14 protein-coding genes, 1 tRNA gene and 1 other RNA gene are annotated in these 14,602 nt (G+C 69.1%); 4 read left to right on the forward strand and 12 right to left on the reverse strand.

Features of this window, described 5'->3' with window-relative positions:
• Positions 1 to 21: 21 nt before the first annotated feature.
• The 7 genes from D571_RS0103540 to D571_RS0103565 form a co-directional block, all read right to left on the reverse strand.
• On the reverse strand, positions 22 to 717 hold the full coding sequence (locus tag D571_RS0103540; RefSeq protein WP_018935298.1) for a 50S ribosomal protein L25/general stress protein Ctc: 696 nt from the start codon (positions 715 to 717) through the stop codon (positions 22 to 24).
• A gap of 127 nt (positions 718 to 844) precedes the next feature.
• The gene (locus D571_RS0103545) at positions 845 to 1,801 is read right to left on the reverse strand and encodes a ribose-phosphate diphosphokinase (protein WP_018935299.1); all 957 of its coding nucleotides are present in this window, start codon (positions 1,799 to 1,801) and stop codon (positions 845 to 847) included.
• Between the two features lie 120 nt (positions 1,802 to 1,921).
• A non-coding RNA gene (locus D571_RS14010) (RtT sRNA) lies at positions 1,922 to 2,051 on the reverse strand.
• Positions 2,052 to 2,081: 30 nt separating this feature from the next.
• Positions 2,082 to 2,156, reverse strand: a tRNA-Gln gene (locus tag D571_RS0103550).
• Positions 2,147 to 3,031, reverse strand: a complete 885-nt coding sequence (gene ispE / locus D571_RS14015; RefSeq protein WP_026287548.1) for a 4-(cytidine 5'-diphospho)-2-C-methyl-D-erythritol kinase — start codon at positions 3,029 to 3,031, stop codon at positions 2,147 to 2,149. The genes D571_RS0103550 and ispE overlap by 10 nt, the downstream gene beginning before the upstream one ends.
• The gene (gene lolB / locus D571_RS0103560; protein WP_018935300.1) at positions 3,031 to 3,654 is read right to left on the reverse strand and encodes a lipoprotein insertase outer membrane protein LolB; all 624 of its coding nucleotides are present in this window, start codon (positions 3,652 to 3,654) and stop codon (positions 3,031 to 3,033) included. The genes ispE and lolB overlap by 1 nt, the downstream gene beginning before the upstream one ends.
• Complete coding sequence (locus D571_RS0103565) at positions 3,651 to 5,372, reverse strand: tetratricopeptide repeat protein (RefSeq protein ID WP_018935301.1); 1,722 nt, start codon at positions 5,370 to 5,372, stop codon at positions 3,651 to 3,653. The genes lolB and D571_RS0103565 overlap by 4 nt, the downstream gene beginning before the upstream one ends.
• 167 nt (positions 5,373 to 5,539) lie before the next feature.
• Here D571_RS0103565 and hemA point away from each other — a divergent pair, with 167 nt between their 5' ends.
• The 3 genes from hemA to prmC are packed head-to-tail and all read left to right on the forward strand — an operon-like array spanning position 5,540 to position 8,825.
• Positions 5,540 to 6,877 (forward strand): glutamyl-tRNA reductase, encoded by a 1,338-nt coding sequence (hemA, locus tag D571_RS0103570; RefSeq protein ID WP_018935302.1) that lies wholly within the window; start codon positions 5,540 to 5,542, stop codon positions 6,875 to 6,877.
• Positions 6,874 to 7,959: a peptide chain release factor 1 gene (gene prfA / locus D571_RS0103575; protein WP_018935303.1), complete on the forward strand. Its 1,086-nt coding sequence runs from the start codon at positions 6,874 to 6,876 to the stop codon at positions 7,957 to 7,959. Before hemA ends, prfA begins: the two co-directional genes overlap by 4 nt.
• Positions 7,959 to 8,825: a peptide chain release factor N(5)-glutamine methyltransferase gene (gene prmC / locus D571_RS0103580; protein WP_018935304.1), complete on the forward strand. Its 867-nt coding sequence runs from the start codon at positions 7,959 to 7,961 to the stop codon at positions 8,823 to 8,825. The genes prfA and prmC overlap by 1 nt, the downstream gene beginning before the upstream one ends.
• An 84-nt stretch (positions 8,826 to 8,909) precedes the next feature.
• Here prmC and D571_RS0103585 read toward each other — a convergent pair whose 3' ends face one another.
• Complete coding sequence (locus D571_RS0103585; protein ID WP_018935305.1) at positions 8,910 to 9,344, reverse strand: hypothetical protein; 435 nt, start codon at positions 9,342 to 9,344, stop codon at positions 8,910 to 8,912.
• 209 nt (positions 9,345 to 9,553) lie between these two features.
• Between D571_RS0103585 and D571_RS0103590 the strand changes: the two genes are divergently transcribed.
• Positions 9,554 to 10,306, forward strand: coding sequence for a molybdopterin-synthase adenylyltransferase MoeB (locus D571_RS0103590; RefSeq protein WP_018935306.1), 753 nt, complete (start codon positions 9,554 to 9,556; stop codon positions 10,304 to 10,306).
• Positions 10,307 to 10,332: 26 nt separating this feature from the next.
• On the opposite strand, the gene hslO is transcribed toward D571_RS0103590, so the two are convergent.
• The 4 genes from hslO to gatC all read right to left on the reverse strand — a co-directional run bounded on the left by hslO (position 10,333) and on the right by gatC (position 14,524).
• The gene (hslO, locus tag D571_RS0103595) at positions 10,333 to 11,259 is read right to left on the reverse strand and encodes an Hsp33 family molecular chaperone HslO (protein ID WP_018935307.1); all 927 of its coding nucleotides are present in this window, start codon (positions 11,257 to 11,259) and stop codon (positions 10,333 to 10,335) included.
• On the reverse strand, positions 11,256 to 12,692 hold the full coding sequence (gene gatB / locus D571_RS0103600) for an Asp-tRNA(Asn)/Glu-tRNA(Gln) amidotransferase subunit GatB (RefSeq protein WP_018935308.1): 1,437 nt from the start codon (positions 12,690 to 12,692) through the stop codon (positions 11,256 to 11,258). The genes hslO and gatB overlap by 4 nt, the downstream gene beginning before the upstream one ends.
• An 11-nt stretch (positions 12,693 to 12,703) precedes the next feature.
• Complete coding sequence (gatA, locus tag D571_RS0103605; RefSeq protein WP_018935309.1) at positions 12,704 to 14,158, reverse strand: Asp-tRNA(Asn)/Glu-tRNA(Gln) amidotransferase subunit GatA; 1,455 nt, start codon at positions 14,156 to 14,158, stop codon at positions 12,704 to 12,706.
• 78 nt (positions 14,159 to 14,236) lie between these two features.
• The gene (gene gatC / locus D571_RS0103610) at positions 14,237 to 14,524 is read right to left on the reverse strand and encodes an Asp-tRNA(Asn)/Glu-tRNA(Gln) amidotransferase subunit GatC (protein WP_018935310.1); all 288 of its coding nucleotides are present in this window, start codon (positions 14,522 to 14,524) and stop codon (positions 14,237 to 14,239) included.
• Between the last annotated feature and the right edge of the window lie 78 nt (positions 14,525 to 14,602).

Consider the following 14,602-nt stretch of genomic DNA (forward strand, 5'->3'; position numbering starts at 1 on the left):
CAATGAGCGGGACAACGGCGATCAGCCGTTGTCTTCTTCACCACCGGCTTCTTCGTCGCCGGCCTCGTCTCCGGCGTCCTCGCCCTCGCCGCCTTCGTCGGCGTCAGCGGCACCACCGCCGCCCTTGGCGGAACGCGGCAGCTGCACGGTCACGACCGCATAGTCGTAGTCGTCGCCCTGCATCAGCGCGACCATTTCGACACCATTCGGCAGATTGCCCTTCAGGTCGGACAGGTGCAGGGTCTCGCCAACGTCCACGTCGGTCATGTCGACCTCGATGGATTCCGGCAGGTCGTCCGGAAGGCACTCGACCTCGATCTCGTTGACCTGGCGGTTGATCATGCCACCGCCGGGCTTGACGCCCTTGCAGGTCTCCTCGTTGGTGAAATGCACCGGCACGTTCACGCGGATCGGCTGATTGGCGCTCACGCGCAGCAGGTCCACGTGGTAGATGGTCGGCTTGAACGGATGGCGCTGCACGTCACGCAGGATCGCCTTCTGCGACTTACCGTCCAGCTTGACCGTCAGGATGTGCGAATAGAACGCGTCTTCCTTCAGGTTGTGGACCATCGCGTTGTGATCCAGCGTGATCGGCACGGCCGGATCATCACCGCCATACAGGATGGCGGGCAGTTTGCCGGCGCGACGCAGGCGGCGGCTCGCACTCGATCCCTGTTCGTCACGCTTTTCGGCTTCAAGGGTAAAGCTCATGCTCATGATGACGTTCTCCAGAATGAACGCGCCCCACCCGCGACCAGGTGAGGCGTAAAGCGGGAGGCCCTTCCTCCCGGATTCGGGGTAGCCGGCGACCGCCGGCGGCGCTGACCGGCAATCCGGTCCCGGCTCAGTCCACAAACAGCGAGCTCACGGACTCCTCGCGGTTGATGCGGCGGATGGTTTCCGCGAGCATCTCCGCGACCGAGAGCTGCCGGATCTTCGGACATGCCAGCGCGTTGGGCTGGAGGGCCAGGGTGTCGGTCACCACCAGCTCGTCCAGCGCCGAACCGTTTATGTTATCAATCGCCGCGCCGGAAAGCACGGGGTGCGTGGCATAGGCACTCACCGAGACCGCCCCGTGCCCCTTCAGCGCCTTCGCCGCCTGACACAGGGTCCCGGCGGTATCCACCAGGTCGTCGATGATGATGCAGGACTTGCCGCGCACGTCCCCGATGATGTGCATCACTTCGGATTCGTTGGCGCGCGGGCGGCGCTTGTCGATGATGGCCAGATCGGCGTCATCCAGCCGCTTGGCGATCGCGCGGGCGCGCACCACCCCGCCGACGTCCGGCGAGACCACCGTCAGATCCCCGGACACGTGCCGCCAGACGTCGCCCAGCAGCACCGGCGAGGCATAGATATTGTCCACCGGGACGTTGAAGAAACCCTGAACCTGATCGGCGTGCACGTCGATGGTCAGCACCCGGTCGGCGCCCACCGCCTCGATCATGTTCGCGACCACCTTGGCCGAGATCGGCACGCGCGCCGAGCGCACGCGCCGGTCCTGACGAGCGTAGCCAAAATACGGGATCACGGTGGTGATACGGCCGGCAGACGCACGCCGCAGCGCATCCACCATGATCACCAGCTCCATCAGGTTCTCGTTGGTGGGCTGTCCGGTGGGCTGGATCAGGAAGACGTCGCGCCCGCGCACGTTCTCCAGGATCTCGACCTGGACCTCGCCATCGCTGAAGCGCCCGACGGTCACCTTGCCCATCGGCAGGCCGAGGTGTTCGGCAACGCCCTGTGCCAGTCGCGGGTTGGCATTCCCCGCGAAGATCATCATGCGACTCTTGTCGACCACGACTCGCCCCGGTCTGGGTGGTGCGAAACCGCGCCCGATGGCACGGCCTCCAGTAATGAACCCCGGCCGGGGCCGGGGTTCGGGAATATGGCCCCTCGCCTGCGGCGCGGGGCGATTGTATGGCTGGGCCGGCAGGATTACGGCGCTGCGCGCCGCCCTCCGGGCCGCCGCCTTCGGCGGCGTTCTCTCGCGGCTGCGCCGCTCGAGTCGAACCTTTCACGGTTCTCATCCTGCCGCCCGGTTGTCATGCGCCCCTCGCCTGCGGCGCGGGGCGATTGTATGGCTGGGCCGGCAGGATTCGAACCTGCGCATGACGGGATCAAAACCCGTTGCCTTACCGCTTGGCTACGGCCCAGTAGTCTGCATTGCTCCGTGTCGGTCGCCCGGCAACCAGGCCCGCAGGGGCGATTCGTTACGCAGCGGCGTCACCCAGCTGCGCCAGGGCTCCGGCTGCGCGCCGCGGGCGCGTTCGGCCGTGGCGCGGTCGGGGAACAGCCCGAAAACGCAGCCTCCGGTGCCGCTCAGGCGGACCCGATCGGTCCACGCCCCCAGCCAGTCCAGCACCCGGGCGATCTCCGGATGGTGCCGCCGGACCACCGGCTCGAAGACGTTCACGAACGTCGCGCCGTCCACGGAGTGCGAAATTCTCTCGGGGGCGCGGTCGCGTGTCAATTCTCCCGCCGAGAACATGGTTCCGGTAGAAACCGGAACCCCGGGGTCAATCAGCAGGGCCGGCGGACAGTCGGGCTCCACCGGGACCAGATGTTCACCCACGCCTTGGGCCCAGGCGGCCCGCCCGTGCACGAACACCGGCACATCGGCCCCCAGGCGCAACCCCAGCGCCGCCAGCTCGGCCTCGCCAAGCCCCAGCTCGAACAGATGGTTGAGCGCCACCAGGGTAGTGGCGGCATCCGAGCTGCCCCCACCAACCCCGCCGCCGACCGGCAGGCGCTTTTCCAGGTGGATGCGTACCCCCTCGCGCCGGCCGGCGGCATCGAATACCCGGCGCGCCGCGCGCACACACAGGTTGTCCGAACCGTCGACCGCGGCCGCATCGGCCATCTCCACGCGCCCGCCGGGCAGCGGCTCGAAGCGCAGCCGATCCTCCAGCCCGAGGAACTGGAACACGGTCTGCAGCTCGTGATAGCCGTCCGCACGCCGGCCGGTGATGTGCAGAAAACGGTTGATCTTGGCGGGCGCAGGGAAGACCTGCGCGAATGACGTCGGCATCAGGCGGATCCGTCTCCAATCTGCCACTGGCGGATGACGGCGCGCAGGGTCAGCGCGTCGCGCCGCAGTTCCATGCGCACCGGCATGACCTCGCCGTCAAACTCTTCGTACTCGGTGTATTCGATCTCCCAGCCCGCCTGCCGGATGCGGATCGGGCGGCCTTCGGCATCCACCTCATGGTCGAAGGAACGGGCCGGATCGGGCAGCCCGCGCACCCAGTAGATCATGCCGGAGACCGGGATCTCGTCCCCGGTAAGCCGCATGGCCAGGGCATCCGGGTCGGGCGCACTGTGGCGCTCACCATCGCGGGTCACCAGCTGCGCGGGCTGCCCCTCGGCCAGGGTCAGGCGACCGCCGCCACGCCCCATCGGGCCGGCCAGATCCAGGGTGTGCGCGCCCTGCTGCACCCGCCAGTTGAGCTGGGCGGACCAGTGCTCGTGTTCCGTTTCCAGCCCCAGACGCGCGACCAGCCGCCAGGTGTGCTGCGCGCCCAGCCGGCCGCCGCGCTCCTCGAAGGCGGCCTGAGCGGCTTCCGTGCGATCGACCTCCGGCAGCGCGGCGCAACCCGTGATCCCCAGCACGAACGCCAGCATCAGCGCCGCGCGCGACAGCGCCCCGCTCATTCCAGAAGCTCGCGGTAGACCCGCTGCAGCCGCTCGTGATCGGGCTCGCGTTCCAGCGCCTCCTCCAGCAGGTCGCGCGCCTCGTCGCGTTCGCCCTGCTCCCACAGGACCACCGCCAGGTTGCTCGCGATCTCGCCATCCTCCATCAGGCTCCAGGCGCGGCGCAGCTGTTCCTCGGCCTCGTCCAGACGACCGAGGCGGTAGAGCACCCAGCCGTAGCTGTCGACCACCGCCGCGTCGTCGGGCCGCTGCTCCAGGGCCTGCGTGATCAGCTCGTAGGCCTCGTCGTAGCGATCGGTGCGGTCGGCCAGCGTGTAGCCCAGGGCGTTCATCGCCGAGGCACTCTCCGGCTCGAGCTCGAGGATGGCACGAAAATCCTCCAGCGCCTCGTCGACCCGGTCCAGGCGTTCGTGGATCAGACCGCGCTGATACAGCAGATCGGTCTCCTCGGGGAAGACTTCCAGCCCCTCGCTGGCACGCTCCAGCGCCCGCTCGTAGGATTCCTCCTCGCGCAGGGTGTTGACCTCGACCACCCAGGCCTCGCGCGCGACATCCTCGTCGTCCTGCCCCTGCAGCTCGCGGAAATCCTCGCGCGCGGCGTCCGGCCCTTCCTCGCGCAGGGTCAGCGCGGCCAGGCGCAGGCGCGCATCCTGACGGTAATCGCCGTCCCCCACCTGGCGGAAGTATCCGCGCGCGCTCGCGGCATCGTCTTCGAGCTCGTACAGACGCCCGAGGTAGTACGCGACCTCGTCCTCGCGCACGCCGCGCGCCTCCAGTGCCTCCAGCTGCTCGCGCGCGGCGTCGTTCCAGCCACTCTCCAGACTCAGCAGGGCGAGGGTCAGCCGCGCCTCGTCATCCTCCGGTGCCAGATCCGCCAGGCGGGCGATCTCGCGCGGGCCTTCGCGGTCATCGGCGTGGTCGGTCAGCGCATGGGCATAGCCGATACGAGCGTCGCGGCTGTCGGGATGGTCCGCGACGGCCTCCCGCAGCAGCGCCAGCGCCTCGTCTCCACGCGTGTCACGCTCCAGGGCCTGGGCCCGCAGCAGGTGCAGACCGATCGAGTCGGGGTGTTCCTCGAGGCCGCGTTCGGTCGCGTCCAGCGCAGCGTCGGTGGCGTCGAACCGCAGGGCCAGCTCGGCATACACCCGCCAGGTCTCGCGATCGTCGGCGCGACGCTCGGCCAGATGGCCCAGGGTCTCCAGCGCATGGTCGCGGTCGTCGGCCTGCATCATCAGGGACACCAGACTGCGATGCGGATCGGCATCCTCGCCCGCGCGACGCTCCATCCATTCGTCGACCAGTTCCGCGGCCGCCTCGGTCTGTCCGGCGTTCACCCGCAGCAGCGCCACGATCTGCACGGCCTCGCCGTGTTCCGGCGACAGCGCCAGCCAGCGTTCCGCCGAACCGAGCGCCCGTTCGCGCTCGCGCGCGAACAGCGCGATGCGGGTCGCCCGTTCGGCGATCTCGGGATCATGACTCAGCGCTGCGGCGGCCCCGTAGAACAGCGCCGCCTCCCCGGTCTGACCTGCGCGCACCGCGATCTCGCCAGCCAGCACGTTGAACATCAGCGCCGCCTCGGGGTCCTCCTGAAGCCCCGCCTGGGGCACTGCAACGACCTCGGGCTCCTCGGTCTCCAGCGATTCGCTGGCACCGATGTTGTGATGCGCGCAGCCGCTCGCGAGGAGCAGCACGGCCGCGGCCAGCAGGGTTCTCTTCATTACGGGCAATCCATGCATTTCAGCTTTCAATGTGACGGCCGACGGGCGCGCGAGGTTCCTTGCACCGCCGACCCGCCTGCGGGAACCCATGGTCGCACTGTATCCGGCACTGCGTACATTTACACTAATGACCCGTCGGCGGCATTTTGCGGCACAATACGCAGGCTATGCTCTTCGCACTCGGAATCAATCACAAGACGGCGCCGGTCGAGATCCGCGAACGGCTGTCGGTCAGCCAGCACGAACTGGACGACGCGCTGCATTCGCTGCGCTCCGGTGTGCGGCTGCCGGAGAGTGCGATCCTGTCCACCTGCAACCGCACCGAGGTCTATTTCCGCGAAAGCGGGGAGCACAGCGAACATCGCGTGGTCGACTGGCTGGGCGGCTACCACGGGATCGACCGCTCCGAGCTTCGGCCCTATCTCTATCTGCACCACGACGGCTCGGCCGTACGCCATACCCTGCGGGTCGCCAGCGGCCTGGATTCGATGGTCCTGGGAGAGCCGCAGATCCTCGGGCAGATGAAGACCGCCTACCAGTACGCCCACAACGCCGGCACCCTCGGGCTGTCGCTGGAGCGGCTGTTCCAGCACGCCTTCGCCACCGCCAAGGACGTGCGCACCGAGACCGCGATCGGCCAGAGCGCGGTCTCGGTGGCCTTCGCCGCGGTGTCGCTGGGACGGCAGATCTTCGGCGACCTCAAGCCGCTGACCGCGATGGTGGTGGGCGCCGGCGAAACCATCGAACTGGCGCTGCAGCACCTGCGCGGCCTGGGCATCGGCCGGGTGATCGTCGCCAACCGGACCGAGGATCGCGCGCGCAGCGTGGCCGAGCGCTTCGACGGCGAGCCCATCGGCCTGGATCACCTGAGTGAGCGTCTTCCGGAGGCCGACATCGTGATCTCGTCCACCGCCGCGCCGGTCCCGGTCCTTGGCAAAGGTGCGGTGGAACGCGCGCTGCGCAAGCGCCGGCGCAAGCCGATCTTCATGGTCGACATCGCCGTCCCGCGCGACATCGAACCCGAGGTCGGCCAGCTGGAGGACATCTACCTGTACACGGTGGACGACCTCCAGGAAGTGATCGACGACAACATGGCCTCGCGGCAGGCCGCCGCGGAACAGGCCGAGGAGATCATCAACCAGCGCGCCGGGGAGTTCATGCGCTGGCTGCGCGCGCGCGATTCGATTGACAGCATCCGCCAGCTGCGCGAACGCGCGGAGACGGTCAAGGACGAGACCGTGGAGCGCGCCCTGGCGATGATCCGCGCCGGGCGTCCGCCCGACGAGGTCCTGCCCTGGCTGGCCCATACCCTGACCAACAAGCTGATGCACCACCCCTGCAAGAGTCTCAACACCGCGGCCCACGAGGGCGACGCCCGCCTGCTGGAGGCCGCGCACCAGCTGTTTCAGCTGCCCGAACGCGAGGACGACCCCGGACGTGATCACGGACACGAACCGGGACCTGACCGCGGCGCGGAATCCGACAGCACCAGGGACGACGCGTGAAGGCCTCCTTTCGCGCCAAACTGGAAAGCCTGGCCGAACGCCACGCCGAGATCGCCGGCCTGCTCGCCACGCCGGATGCCGCCGAGGACCCCGAGCAGCTGCGCCGTCTGTCGCAGGAATACAGCCAGCTGGAACCCGTTGCCGAGGCGTGGAAGGCATGGAACGAAAACCGCGCCGCGCTGGAGGAGGCGCGCGCGATGCTGGAGGAGGACGACCCCGAACTGCGGGCCATGGCCGAGGGCGAGATCGAGACCCTCAGTGCGCGCAACGAGGAACTGGAGGCCGAACTCCACCGCCACCTGATCCCGAAGGACCCGCACGACGACGCCAACGTGTTCCTCGAGATCCGTGCCGGCACCGGCGGTGACGAGGCCGCGCTGTTCGCCGGCGACCTGCTGCGCATGTACAGCCGCTACGCGGAACAGCGCCACTGGCAGCTGGAGATCCTGTCGGTCAGCGAGGGCGAACACGGTGGCTACCGCGAGGTAATCGCCCGCCTCGCCGGTCAGGGCGCCTATTCACGGCTGAAGTTCGAGTCCGGCGCCCACCGCGTGCAGCGCGTCCCCGAAACCGAATCCCAGGGCCGCATCCACACCTCGGCGGCCACGGTCGCGATCCTCCCGGAACTGGAGGAGGTCGAGATGCCGGAGATCAACCCGGCCGACCTGCGCGTGGACACCTTCCGCGCCTCCGGCGCCGGCGGCCAGCACGTGAACAAGACCGATTCGGCGGTGCGCCTGACCCACCTGCCCACCGGCATCGTGGTCGAATGCCAGGATGAACGCTCCCAGCACAAGAACCGCGCCCGCGCGATGAACTTCCTCGCCGCGCGGCTGTACGAGGATGAACGCGCCGCGCAGGCCGAGGCCCAGAGCGCCGAGCGCAAGGGTCTGGTGGGCAGCGGCGACCGCTCGGAACGTATCCGCACCTACAACTTCCCCCAGGGGCGGGTCACCGACCACCGCATCAACCTGACGCTGTACAAGCTGGAACAGGTGATGGCCGGCGACCTCGACCCGGTGATCGACCCGCTGATCCACGAGTACCAGGCGGAACAGCTCGCCTCCCTCGCCGACGCCTGATGGACCGCCCGGCCACGCTGGACGCCCTGCTGGCCAGCCTGCGTAAACGGCTGCAGGAGGCGGGCGTGGAGGCCCCCGGGCTGGAGGCACGCCTGCTGCTCGGCATGGCCACCGGCCTGAGCACCGCGCAGTTCATCGCTCGCGGCGGCGATGCCCCCGACCCCGCGCAGGCGGCCGCGGCCGAGGCCCTTTGCCAACGCCGCCTGCAGGGCGAACCGATCGCCCACATCCTCGGCCGGCGCGGCTTCTGGACCCTGGATCTGGGGGTCTCCCCGGCCTGCCTGATCCCGCGCCCCGAGACCGAGGTGCTGGTCGAGGCCGCGCTGGGGGTTATCGACGCGGCGCCGGGAGACCACCCCCGGGTGCTGGACGCGGGCACCGGCAGCGGGGCCATCATCCTTGCACTCAAGGCCGAACGCCCGACGATCGACGGCTTCGCCAGCGACACCAGCCTCGACGCCCTGACCCGCGCCCGCGCCAACGCCCGCGAACTGGATCTGGATGTCCGCTTCTTCGCCGGGGCCTGGCTGCAACCGCTGGCGGCCTCCGCGCGCTTCGACCTGATCGTCTCCAACCCGCCGTACATCGCCCCCGACGACCCGCATCTGCAACGCGGCGACCTGCGCTTCGAGCCCCGCGGCGCGCTGGTCGCGGCGCAAGCGGGCCTGGCGGACCTGCATCAACTGATCGCCAGCGCGCCCGATCACCTGGCGGACGGTGGCTGGCTGCTGCTGGAACACGGATTCGATCAGGACGCCGCGGTACGGGCACGACTGGAGACCGGGCCGTGGACGGAGATCACGACCTGGCCGGACACCGCCGGCCATCCCCGCGTGACCGGGGCACGCCAGCGGGCCCGGCGCTGACTGACAGACATACCGAGGCCCCCGGCGCATGCACCGGGGGCCCTGGGTGCCATGCTCCGGACCGGAAAACGGCCCGGCCGCAAATCACAGACGCGGCAGCGGCAGATGAAGGCGGATGCTGCCGGAGGAACGCCGGTCACGACGATCCCGCGGCCCGGAACGGTGCGGACGACCGTAATAGTAGTGATGATGGTGTTCGGCCCCTCGCGAGAAACGGTGGCCCGGCCCGCGCCCGCGCGAATGCCCGCGACGCGACTGCTTGTGCCCGCGTGCCCCGGGATGGCCGCGACTCGAGTGCGGATGGCCACGGCTGTGACGATGGCCACGCTTGCCGGAGCGGTTGCGGTCGTGGCGCACCTGCTGCAGGCCCTCGATCGAGAACGCCGTGCCCCCGGCCTTGGCGGCCGTCTCCAACGGGGTGGCGGCCTGCGCCGGGGCCACGATCACGAATGCCAGCAGCGCGGCCGGCACCACGGCGGCGGCCAGGCGCCGCATGACGGATTTGTGGTTGGGTTGCATGAGGATGCCCTCCTGATGTCTTCCGGCGGGATTGCCGGTGGCCAGATTGCGCCCGGGTGTCTGAACGCCCCTTGAACCACCGCGGGCACGGCGTGAACCGCGCCACGTTTCGCGCAACTCGCACGGTTGATGAACCATGCCCCGGAGTGCCCGCAGGAACGTATACATGGAGCCGTGCTTCCCCGGACCACGGGGTTACAATCCGCCCGATGAATGACGACGAACTCCTGCGCTACGCGCGACAGATCATGCTGCCGGCCATCGGGGCCGAGGGGCAGGAACGCCTGCGCCGGGCGCACGCCGTGGTGATGGGCGTGGGCGGGCTGGGTTCGCCGGTGGCGGCCTATCTGGCCGCAGCCGGGGTCGGCCGGCTGACCCTGGTGGACCCGGATCACGTCGAGGCCAGCAACCTGCAGCGCCAGATCCTGCATGGCGAGGCCGACGTGGGCGCGGACAAGGTTGCCTCCGGTGCGCGGCGCCTCGCGGCGCTGAACAGCGCCTGCCGGGTGGAGACCCGCGCAGAACGGCTGGACGCCGACGCGATGCGCGCGCTGTTCGCCGGGGCCGACGTGGTGCTGGACGGCACCGACCATTTCGCCGCGCGTGGCGCGATCAACCGCGCGGCGGTCGCCACCGGAACGCCGCTGGTCTCCGGCGCGGTGATCCGTTTCGAGGGCCAGCTGACGACCTTCGATTTCCGCGACCCGCAGGCGGCCTGCTACCACTGCCTGTACGGCGACGAAGGGGCGGACGAGGACACCTGCGCGACCAGCGGGGTACTGGCGAGCCTGCCGGGGGTGGTCGGGAGCCTGCAGGCGACCGAGGCCCTCAAGCTGCTGGCCGGCCTGCCGACTCTGGCGGGGCGTCTGCTGCTGATCGACGGCCTGCACATGCAGTTCCGCGAGATCGGCCTGTTGCGCGACCCGGCCTGCCCGGTCTGCGGCCAGCGCGACCCCGCGTAGGCGGCACGCCCCTGGCCGGCGCGGCCCTATTGCGAGGTATCGGGCCCCGGCGGCTGCGCGCTGTCCGGACGGCACAGGGCCTCGGCATCCACCGCATCGAACACGTACTGCGCATTGCAGAACTCGCAGGTGACCTCGATGCGCCCCTGCTCGGCCAGGATCGAGCGGATCTCGTCCACCCCGAGGCTCTGCAGGGTAGTGGCCACGCGCTCGCGCGAACAGTGGCAGTGGAATTCCACCGTGGAGCCGTCGAACAGGCGCACGCGCTCCTCGGCGAACAGCCGGCCCAGCAGCGAACCGGCGTCCAGCTGCAGCAATTCGGCCGCCGTAGTGGTCGCGGCCAGGGTGGTCGCGCGGTTCCAGTCCTCGCTCTCGCGCGACAGCGGCTGCCCGCTGTCATCCGGCAGCCCCTGCAACAGCATGCCCGCGGCGCGCTGACCGTCGGCGGCCAGCCACACCCGCGTGGGGAGCTGCTCGGACTGCTCGAAATACCCGTCGAGGGCGTCGGACAGGGTCTGCCCGCGCAGTTCCACCACGCCCTGATAGCGCTCGCCGCCGTCCCCGGGATCCAGGGTCATCATCACCCGCGCGTCCGCGCCGAGGATCGCGTCCAGCGTGCCGTCCTCCGGCGGGGTCTCGTGATAACGGGCCACGCCGCGCAGATGGCCCTGCCCGTCCGCCTGCGCAACCAGCATGTGCAGCGGCCCGGAACCCGTGACCTGCAGGATCAGGGAGCCCTTGAACTTGAGCGTGGCGGCGACCAGGGTGACCGCGGCGCAGGCCTGCCCCAGCAGGTCGCGCACCACCGGCGGGTAGGGGTGGCGCTCCAGCACCGCCTGCCATGCCCGGTCGAGGTGCACCCATTCGCCGCGCACCCCGGTGTTTTCCAGCATGAAGCGGTGCAGGGTATCGGCTTCGCGCGCGGATGCCGCGCCCATGCCCGCATCACTCATGCCTGATCCAGGCGTTCCTTCAGCCGCTCGTTGACCTGAGCGGGGTTGGCCTTGCCCTGGGTGGCCTTCATCACCTGGCCGACGAAGAACCCGAACAGCTTGTCCTTGCCGCCCTTGTACTGCTCGAGCTGCTTGGGATTGTTCGCGATCACCTCGTCGATGATGGCGTCGATCGCGCCGGTGTCGGTGATCTGCTTGAGCCCCTTCGCCTCGATCACGCTGTCGGCATCGCCCTCGCCGTTCCACATCGCCTCGAACACCTCCTTGGCGATCTTGCCGGAGATGGTCTCGTCCTGGATGCGCGCCAGCAGCCCGGCCAGCGCCCCGGCATCCACCGGGGCCTCGGCGAGCTCCACCTCGGAGCGGTTGAGCGCGGCGGAGAACTCGCCCATCACCCAGTTGGCAGCCAGCTTGGGCGCATTGCAGCCCCGCACCACCGCCTCGTAGAAATCCCCCATCTCGCGGGTCGCGGTGAGCACGCCGGCGTCGTATTCCGGCAGTTCGTACTCGCACACGAAACGCTCGCGCTTGGCGTCGGGCAGCTCCGGCAGGCGGCCGCGGATCTCCTCGATGAAGCCCTGATCGACCTCCACCGGCAGCAGGTCCGGATCGGGGAAATAGCGGTAGTCGTTGGCCTCTTCCTTGGTCCGCATCGAACGCGTCTCGTCGCGGTCCGGATCATACAGGCGGGTCTCCTGCACCACGCGGCCGCCACCCTCGATCACATCGATCTGGCGTTCGATCTCGAAGTTGATCGCACGCTCGACGAAGCGGAAGGAGTTGAGGTTCTTCAGCTCCGCGCGGGTACCGAATTCCGCCTGGCCCTTCGGGCGGATGGAGACGTTGGCGTCGCAGCGGAAGCTGCCCTCCTGCATGTTGCCGTCACAGATATCCAGGTAGCGCACCAGCGAGTGCAGCTTCTTCATGTAGGCGACCGCCTCCTTCGCCGAACGCAGGTCCGGCTCCGAGACGATCTCCACCAGCGGGGTACCGGCCCGGTTGAGGTCGATGCCGGTCATCGCCTCGAAGCCTTCGTGCAGGCTCTTGCCGGCGTCTTCCTCGAGGTGCGCACGGGTCACGCCGATGCGCTTGGTGGTGCCGTCCTCCAGCTCGATGTCCAGATGCCCGTCGGCGACGATCGGCAGTTCGAACTGCGAGATCTGGTAGCCCTTGGGCAGGTCCGGGTAGAAGTAGTTCTTGCGCGCGAACACCGAGCGGCCGGCCACTTCGGCGTCCAGCGCCAGCCCCAGCATCACCGCGCGCTCCACCACCCCGCGGTTGAGCACCGGCAGCACGCCGGGCATGCCCAGGTCCACCGGGCAGGCCTGACGGTTGGGCTCGGCGCCGTAGGCGGTGGGCGCCCCGGAAAAGATCTTGGAGACGGTATTGAGCTGGGCGTGGATCTCCAGCCCGATGACGGTTTCCCATTCCATGCTGCGACCCCTCAGGCAAAGGCCGACGGCACGCGGGCGTGCCAGTCGGTCTCCTGCTGAAACTGGTGTGCGACGCCGATCATGCGCGCCTCGTCGAAGTAGTTTCCGATCAGCTGCAGCCCGACCGGCAGCCCCTGCACCTCGCCCGCCGGCAGCGACATCGCCGGCAGCCCCGCCAGATTGGCGGCGATGGTGTAGATATCCGAGAGGTACATCTTGACCGGGTCGGCGCTCTTGGCCCCCAGCTCGAACGGCAGTTCCGGCGTTGTCGGGCCTAGCAGCAGGTCGACGTCGGCGAACACCCGGCGGAAATCGTCGGCGATCACCCGGCGGACCTTCTGCGCCTTGAGATAGTAGGCGTCGTAGTAACCGGCGGACAGCACATGGGTGCCCACCATGATGCGCCGCTTCACCTCGGCGCCGAAGCCCTCGCCGCGCGAACGCGTGTACAGGTCCAGCAGGTCCTGCGGGTCCTCGCAGCGATAGCCGTAGCGCACGCCGTCGAAGCGCGACAGGTTGGACGAGGCCTCGGCCGGGGCCACTACGTAGTAGGCCGGCACCGACAGGTGGCTGTTGGGCAGGCTGACCTCGCGGATCTCGGCGCCACGTTCGCGCAGCACCCGGATCGCCTCGTCCAGCACGGCGCGGATGCCGTCATCCAGGCCTTCGCCGAAGAACTCCTGCGGCAGGCCGATACGCAACCCGGAGAGGTCGGCGTCCAGCCCCGCAGTGAAATCCTCGGCGGGGCGCTCGAGACTGGTCGAGTCGCGCTCGTCGAACCCGGCCATGGCATTGAGCATGTGTCCGCAGTCCTCGGCCGAGGCCGCCATCGGCCCGCCCTGATCCAGGCTGGAGGCGAAGGCGATCATGCCGTAGCGCGACACCCGGCCGTAGGTCGGCTTGAGGCCGGTGATGCCACAGAACGCGGCCGGCTGACGGATGGAGCCACCGGTGTCGGTACCGGTCGCACCGGGCACCAGGCGTGCGCCCACCGCGGCCGCGGAACCGCCCGAGGAGCCGCCCGGGACCCGCGTGGTGTCCCAAGGGTTGCGCACAGGGCCATAGAAGCTGGTTTCGTTGGACGAACCCATGGCGAACTCGTCCATGTTGGTCTTGCCCAGCATCACCGCGCCGGCGGCGTGCATGCGCTCGACCACCGTGGCGTCGTAGGGCGAGACGAACGGGTCGAGCATGCGCGAGCCACAGGCGGTGCGCACGCCGCGCGTGCAGAAGATGTCCTTCTGCGCCACCGGCACGCCCAGCAGCGGGGCCTCCTCGCCCTGCGCCAGACGCGCATCGGCGGCGTCCGCCTGCTCCAGCGCGGACTCGGCGGTCACGGTGACGAAGCTGTTGAGATCCGCATCCAGACGCTCGATGCGGTCCAGGTACAGGCGGGTCAGCTCGCGCGAACTGATCTCACGGGCGCGCAGCTTGCGTACCCAGTCGGACAGGGTTTCCTGGGTCATGGACTCGGGACTCTTTCCTTCAAGCGTGGCTGAAAGCGGCGCACAAGGCGCGCCGCAGGCGATTCGGCGGGTCAGGCGTCATTCGATGACGCGCGGCACCAGATACAGACCGGCCTCGACCGCCGGGGCGATGGCCTGGTAGTCCTCGCGACGATCGGGTTCGGTCACCGCGTCCGGGCGCATGCGCTGGGCCGCGTCCATCGGATGGGCCATCGGTTCCACCCCCTCGATGTCGGCGCCGTCGAGCTGCTCGACGAAATCGAAGATGTCACTCAGACCGGTGGCAAATTCGCGGGCCTGATCGGCATCCATCGCCAGGCGCGACAGTTCGGCGATGCGCTGGACGTGTTCGGTATCTACGGACATGGCTTGCGGCCCTCGCTGCAGGCAGAAGGATACTCGACGCAAAGTCGCTGAAATGCTGAGACGGAGCGCAAACTTACC

This window comes from Thioalkalivibrio sp. ALJ24 (assembly GCF_000377785.1).
Classification (GTDB): Bacteria; Pseudomonadota; Gammaproteobacteria; order Ectothiorhodospirales; family Ectothiorhodospiraceae; genus Thioalkalivibrio.

Bases quoted from the DNA above. Each gene is read 5' to 3' on its own strand.
- D571_RS0103540 (WP_018935298.1), bottom strand. From the start codon at position 717: ATGAGCATGAGCTTTACCCTTGAAGCCGAAAAGCGTGACGAACAGGGA.
- ispE (WP_026287548.1), bottom strand. From the start codon at position 3,031: ATGCCGACGTCATTCGCGCAGGTCTTCCCTGCGCCCGCCAAGATCAAC.
- lolB (WP_018935300.1), bottom strand. From the start codon at position 3,654: ATGAGCGGGGCGCTGTCGCGCGCGGCGCTGATGCTGGCGTTCGTGCTG.
- D571_RS0103565 (WP_018935301.1), bottom strand. From the start codon at position 5,372: ATGAAGAGAACCCTGCTGGCCGCGGCCGTGCTGCTCCTCGCGAGCGGC.
- hemA (WP_018935302.1), top strand. From the start codon at position 5,540: ATGCTCTTCGCACTCGGAATCAATCACAAGACGGCGCCGGTCGAGATC.
- prmC (WP_018935304.1), top strand. From the start codon at position 7,959: ATGGACCGCCCGGCCACGCTGGACGCCCTGCTGGCCAGCCTGCGTAAA.
- D571_RS0103585 (WP_018935305.1), bottom strand. From the start codon at position 9,344: ATGCAACCCAACCACAAATCCGTCATGCGGCGCCTGGCCGCCGCCGTG.
- D571_RS0103590 (WP_018935306.1), top strand. From the start codon at position 9,554: ATGAATGACGACGAACTCCTGCGCTACGCGCGACAGATCATGCTGCCG.
- hslO (WP_018935307.1), bottom strand. From the start codon at position 11,259: ATGAGTGATGCGGGCATGGGCGCGGCATCCGCGCGCGAAGCCGATACC.
- gatB (WP_018935308.1), bottom strand. From the start codon at position 12,692: ATGGAATGGGAAACCGTCATCGGGCTGGAGATCCACGCCCAGCTCAAT.
- gatA (WP_018935309.1), bottom strand. From the start codon at position 14,158: ATGACCCAGGAAACCCTGTCCGACTGGGTACGCAAGCTGCGCGCCCGT.
- gatC (WP_018935310.1), bottom strand. From the start codon at position 14,524: ATGTCCGTAGATACCGAACACGTCCAGCGCATCGCCGAACTGTCGCGC.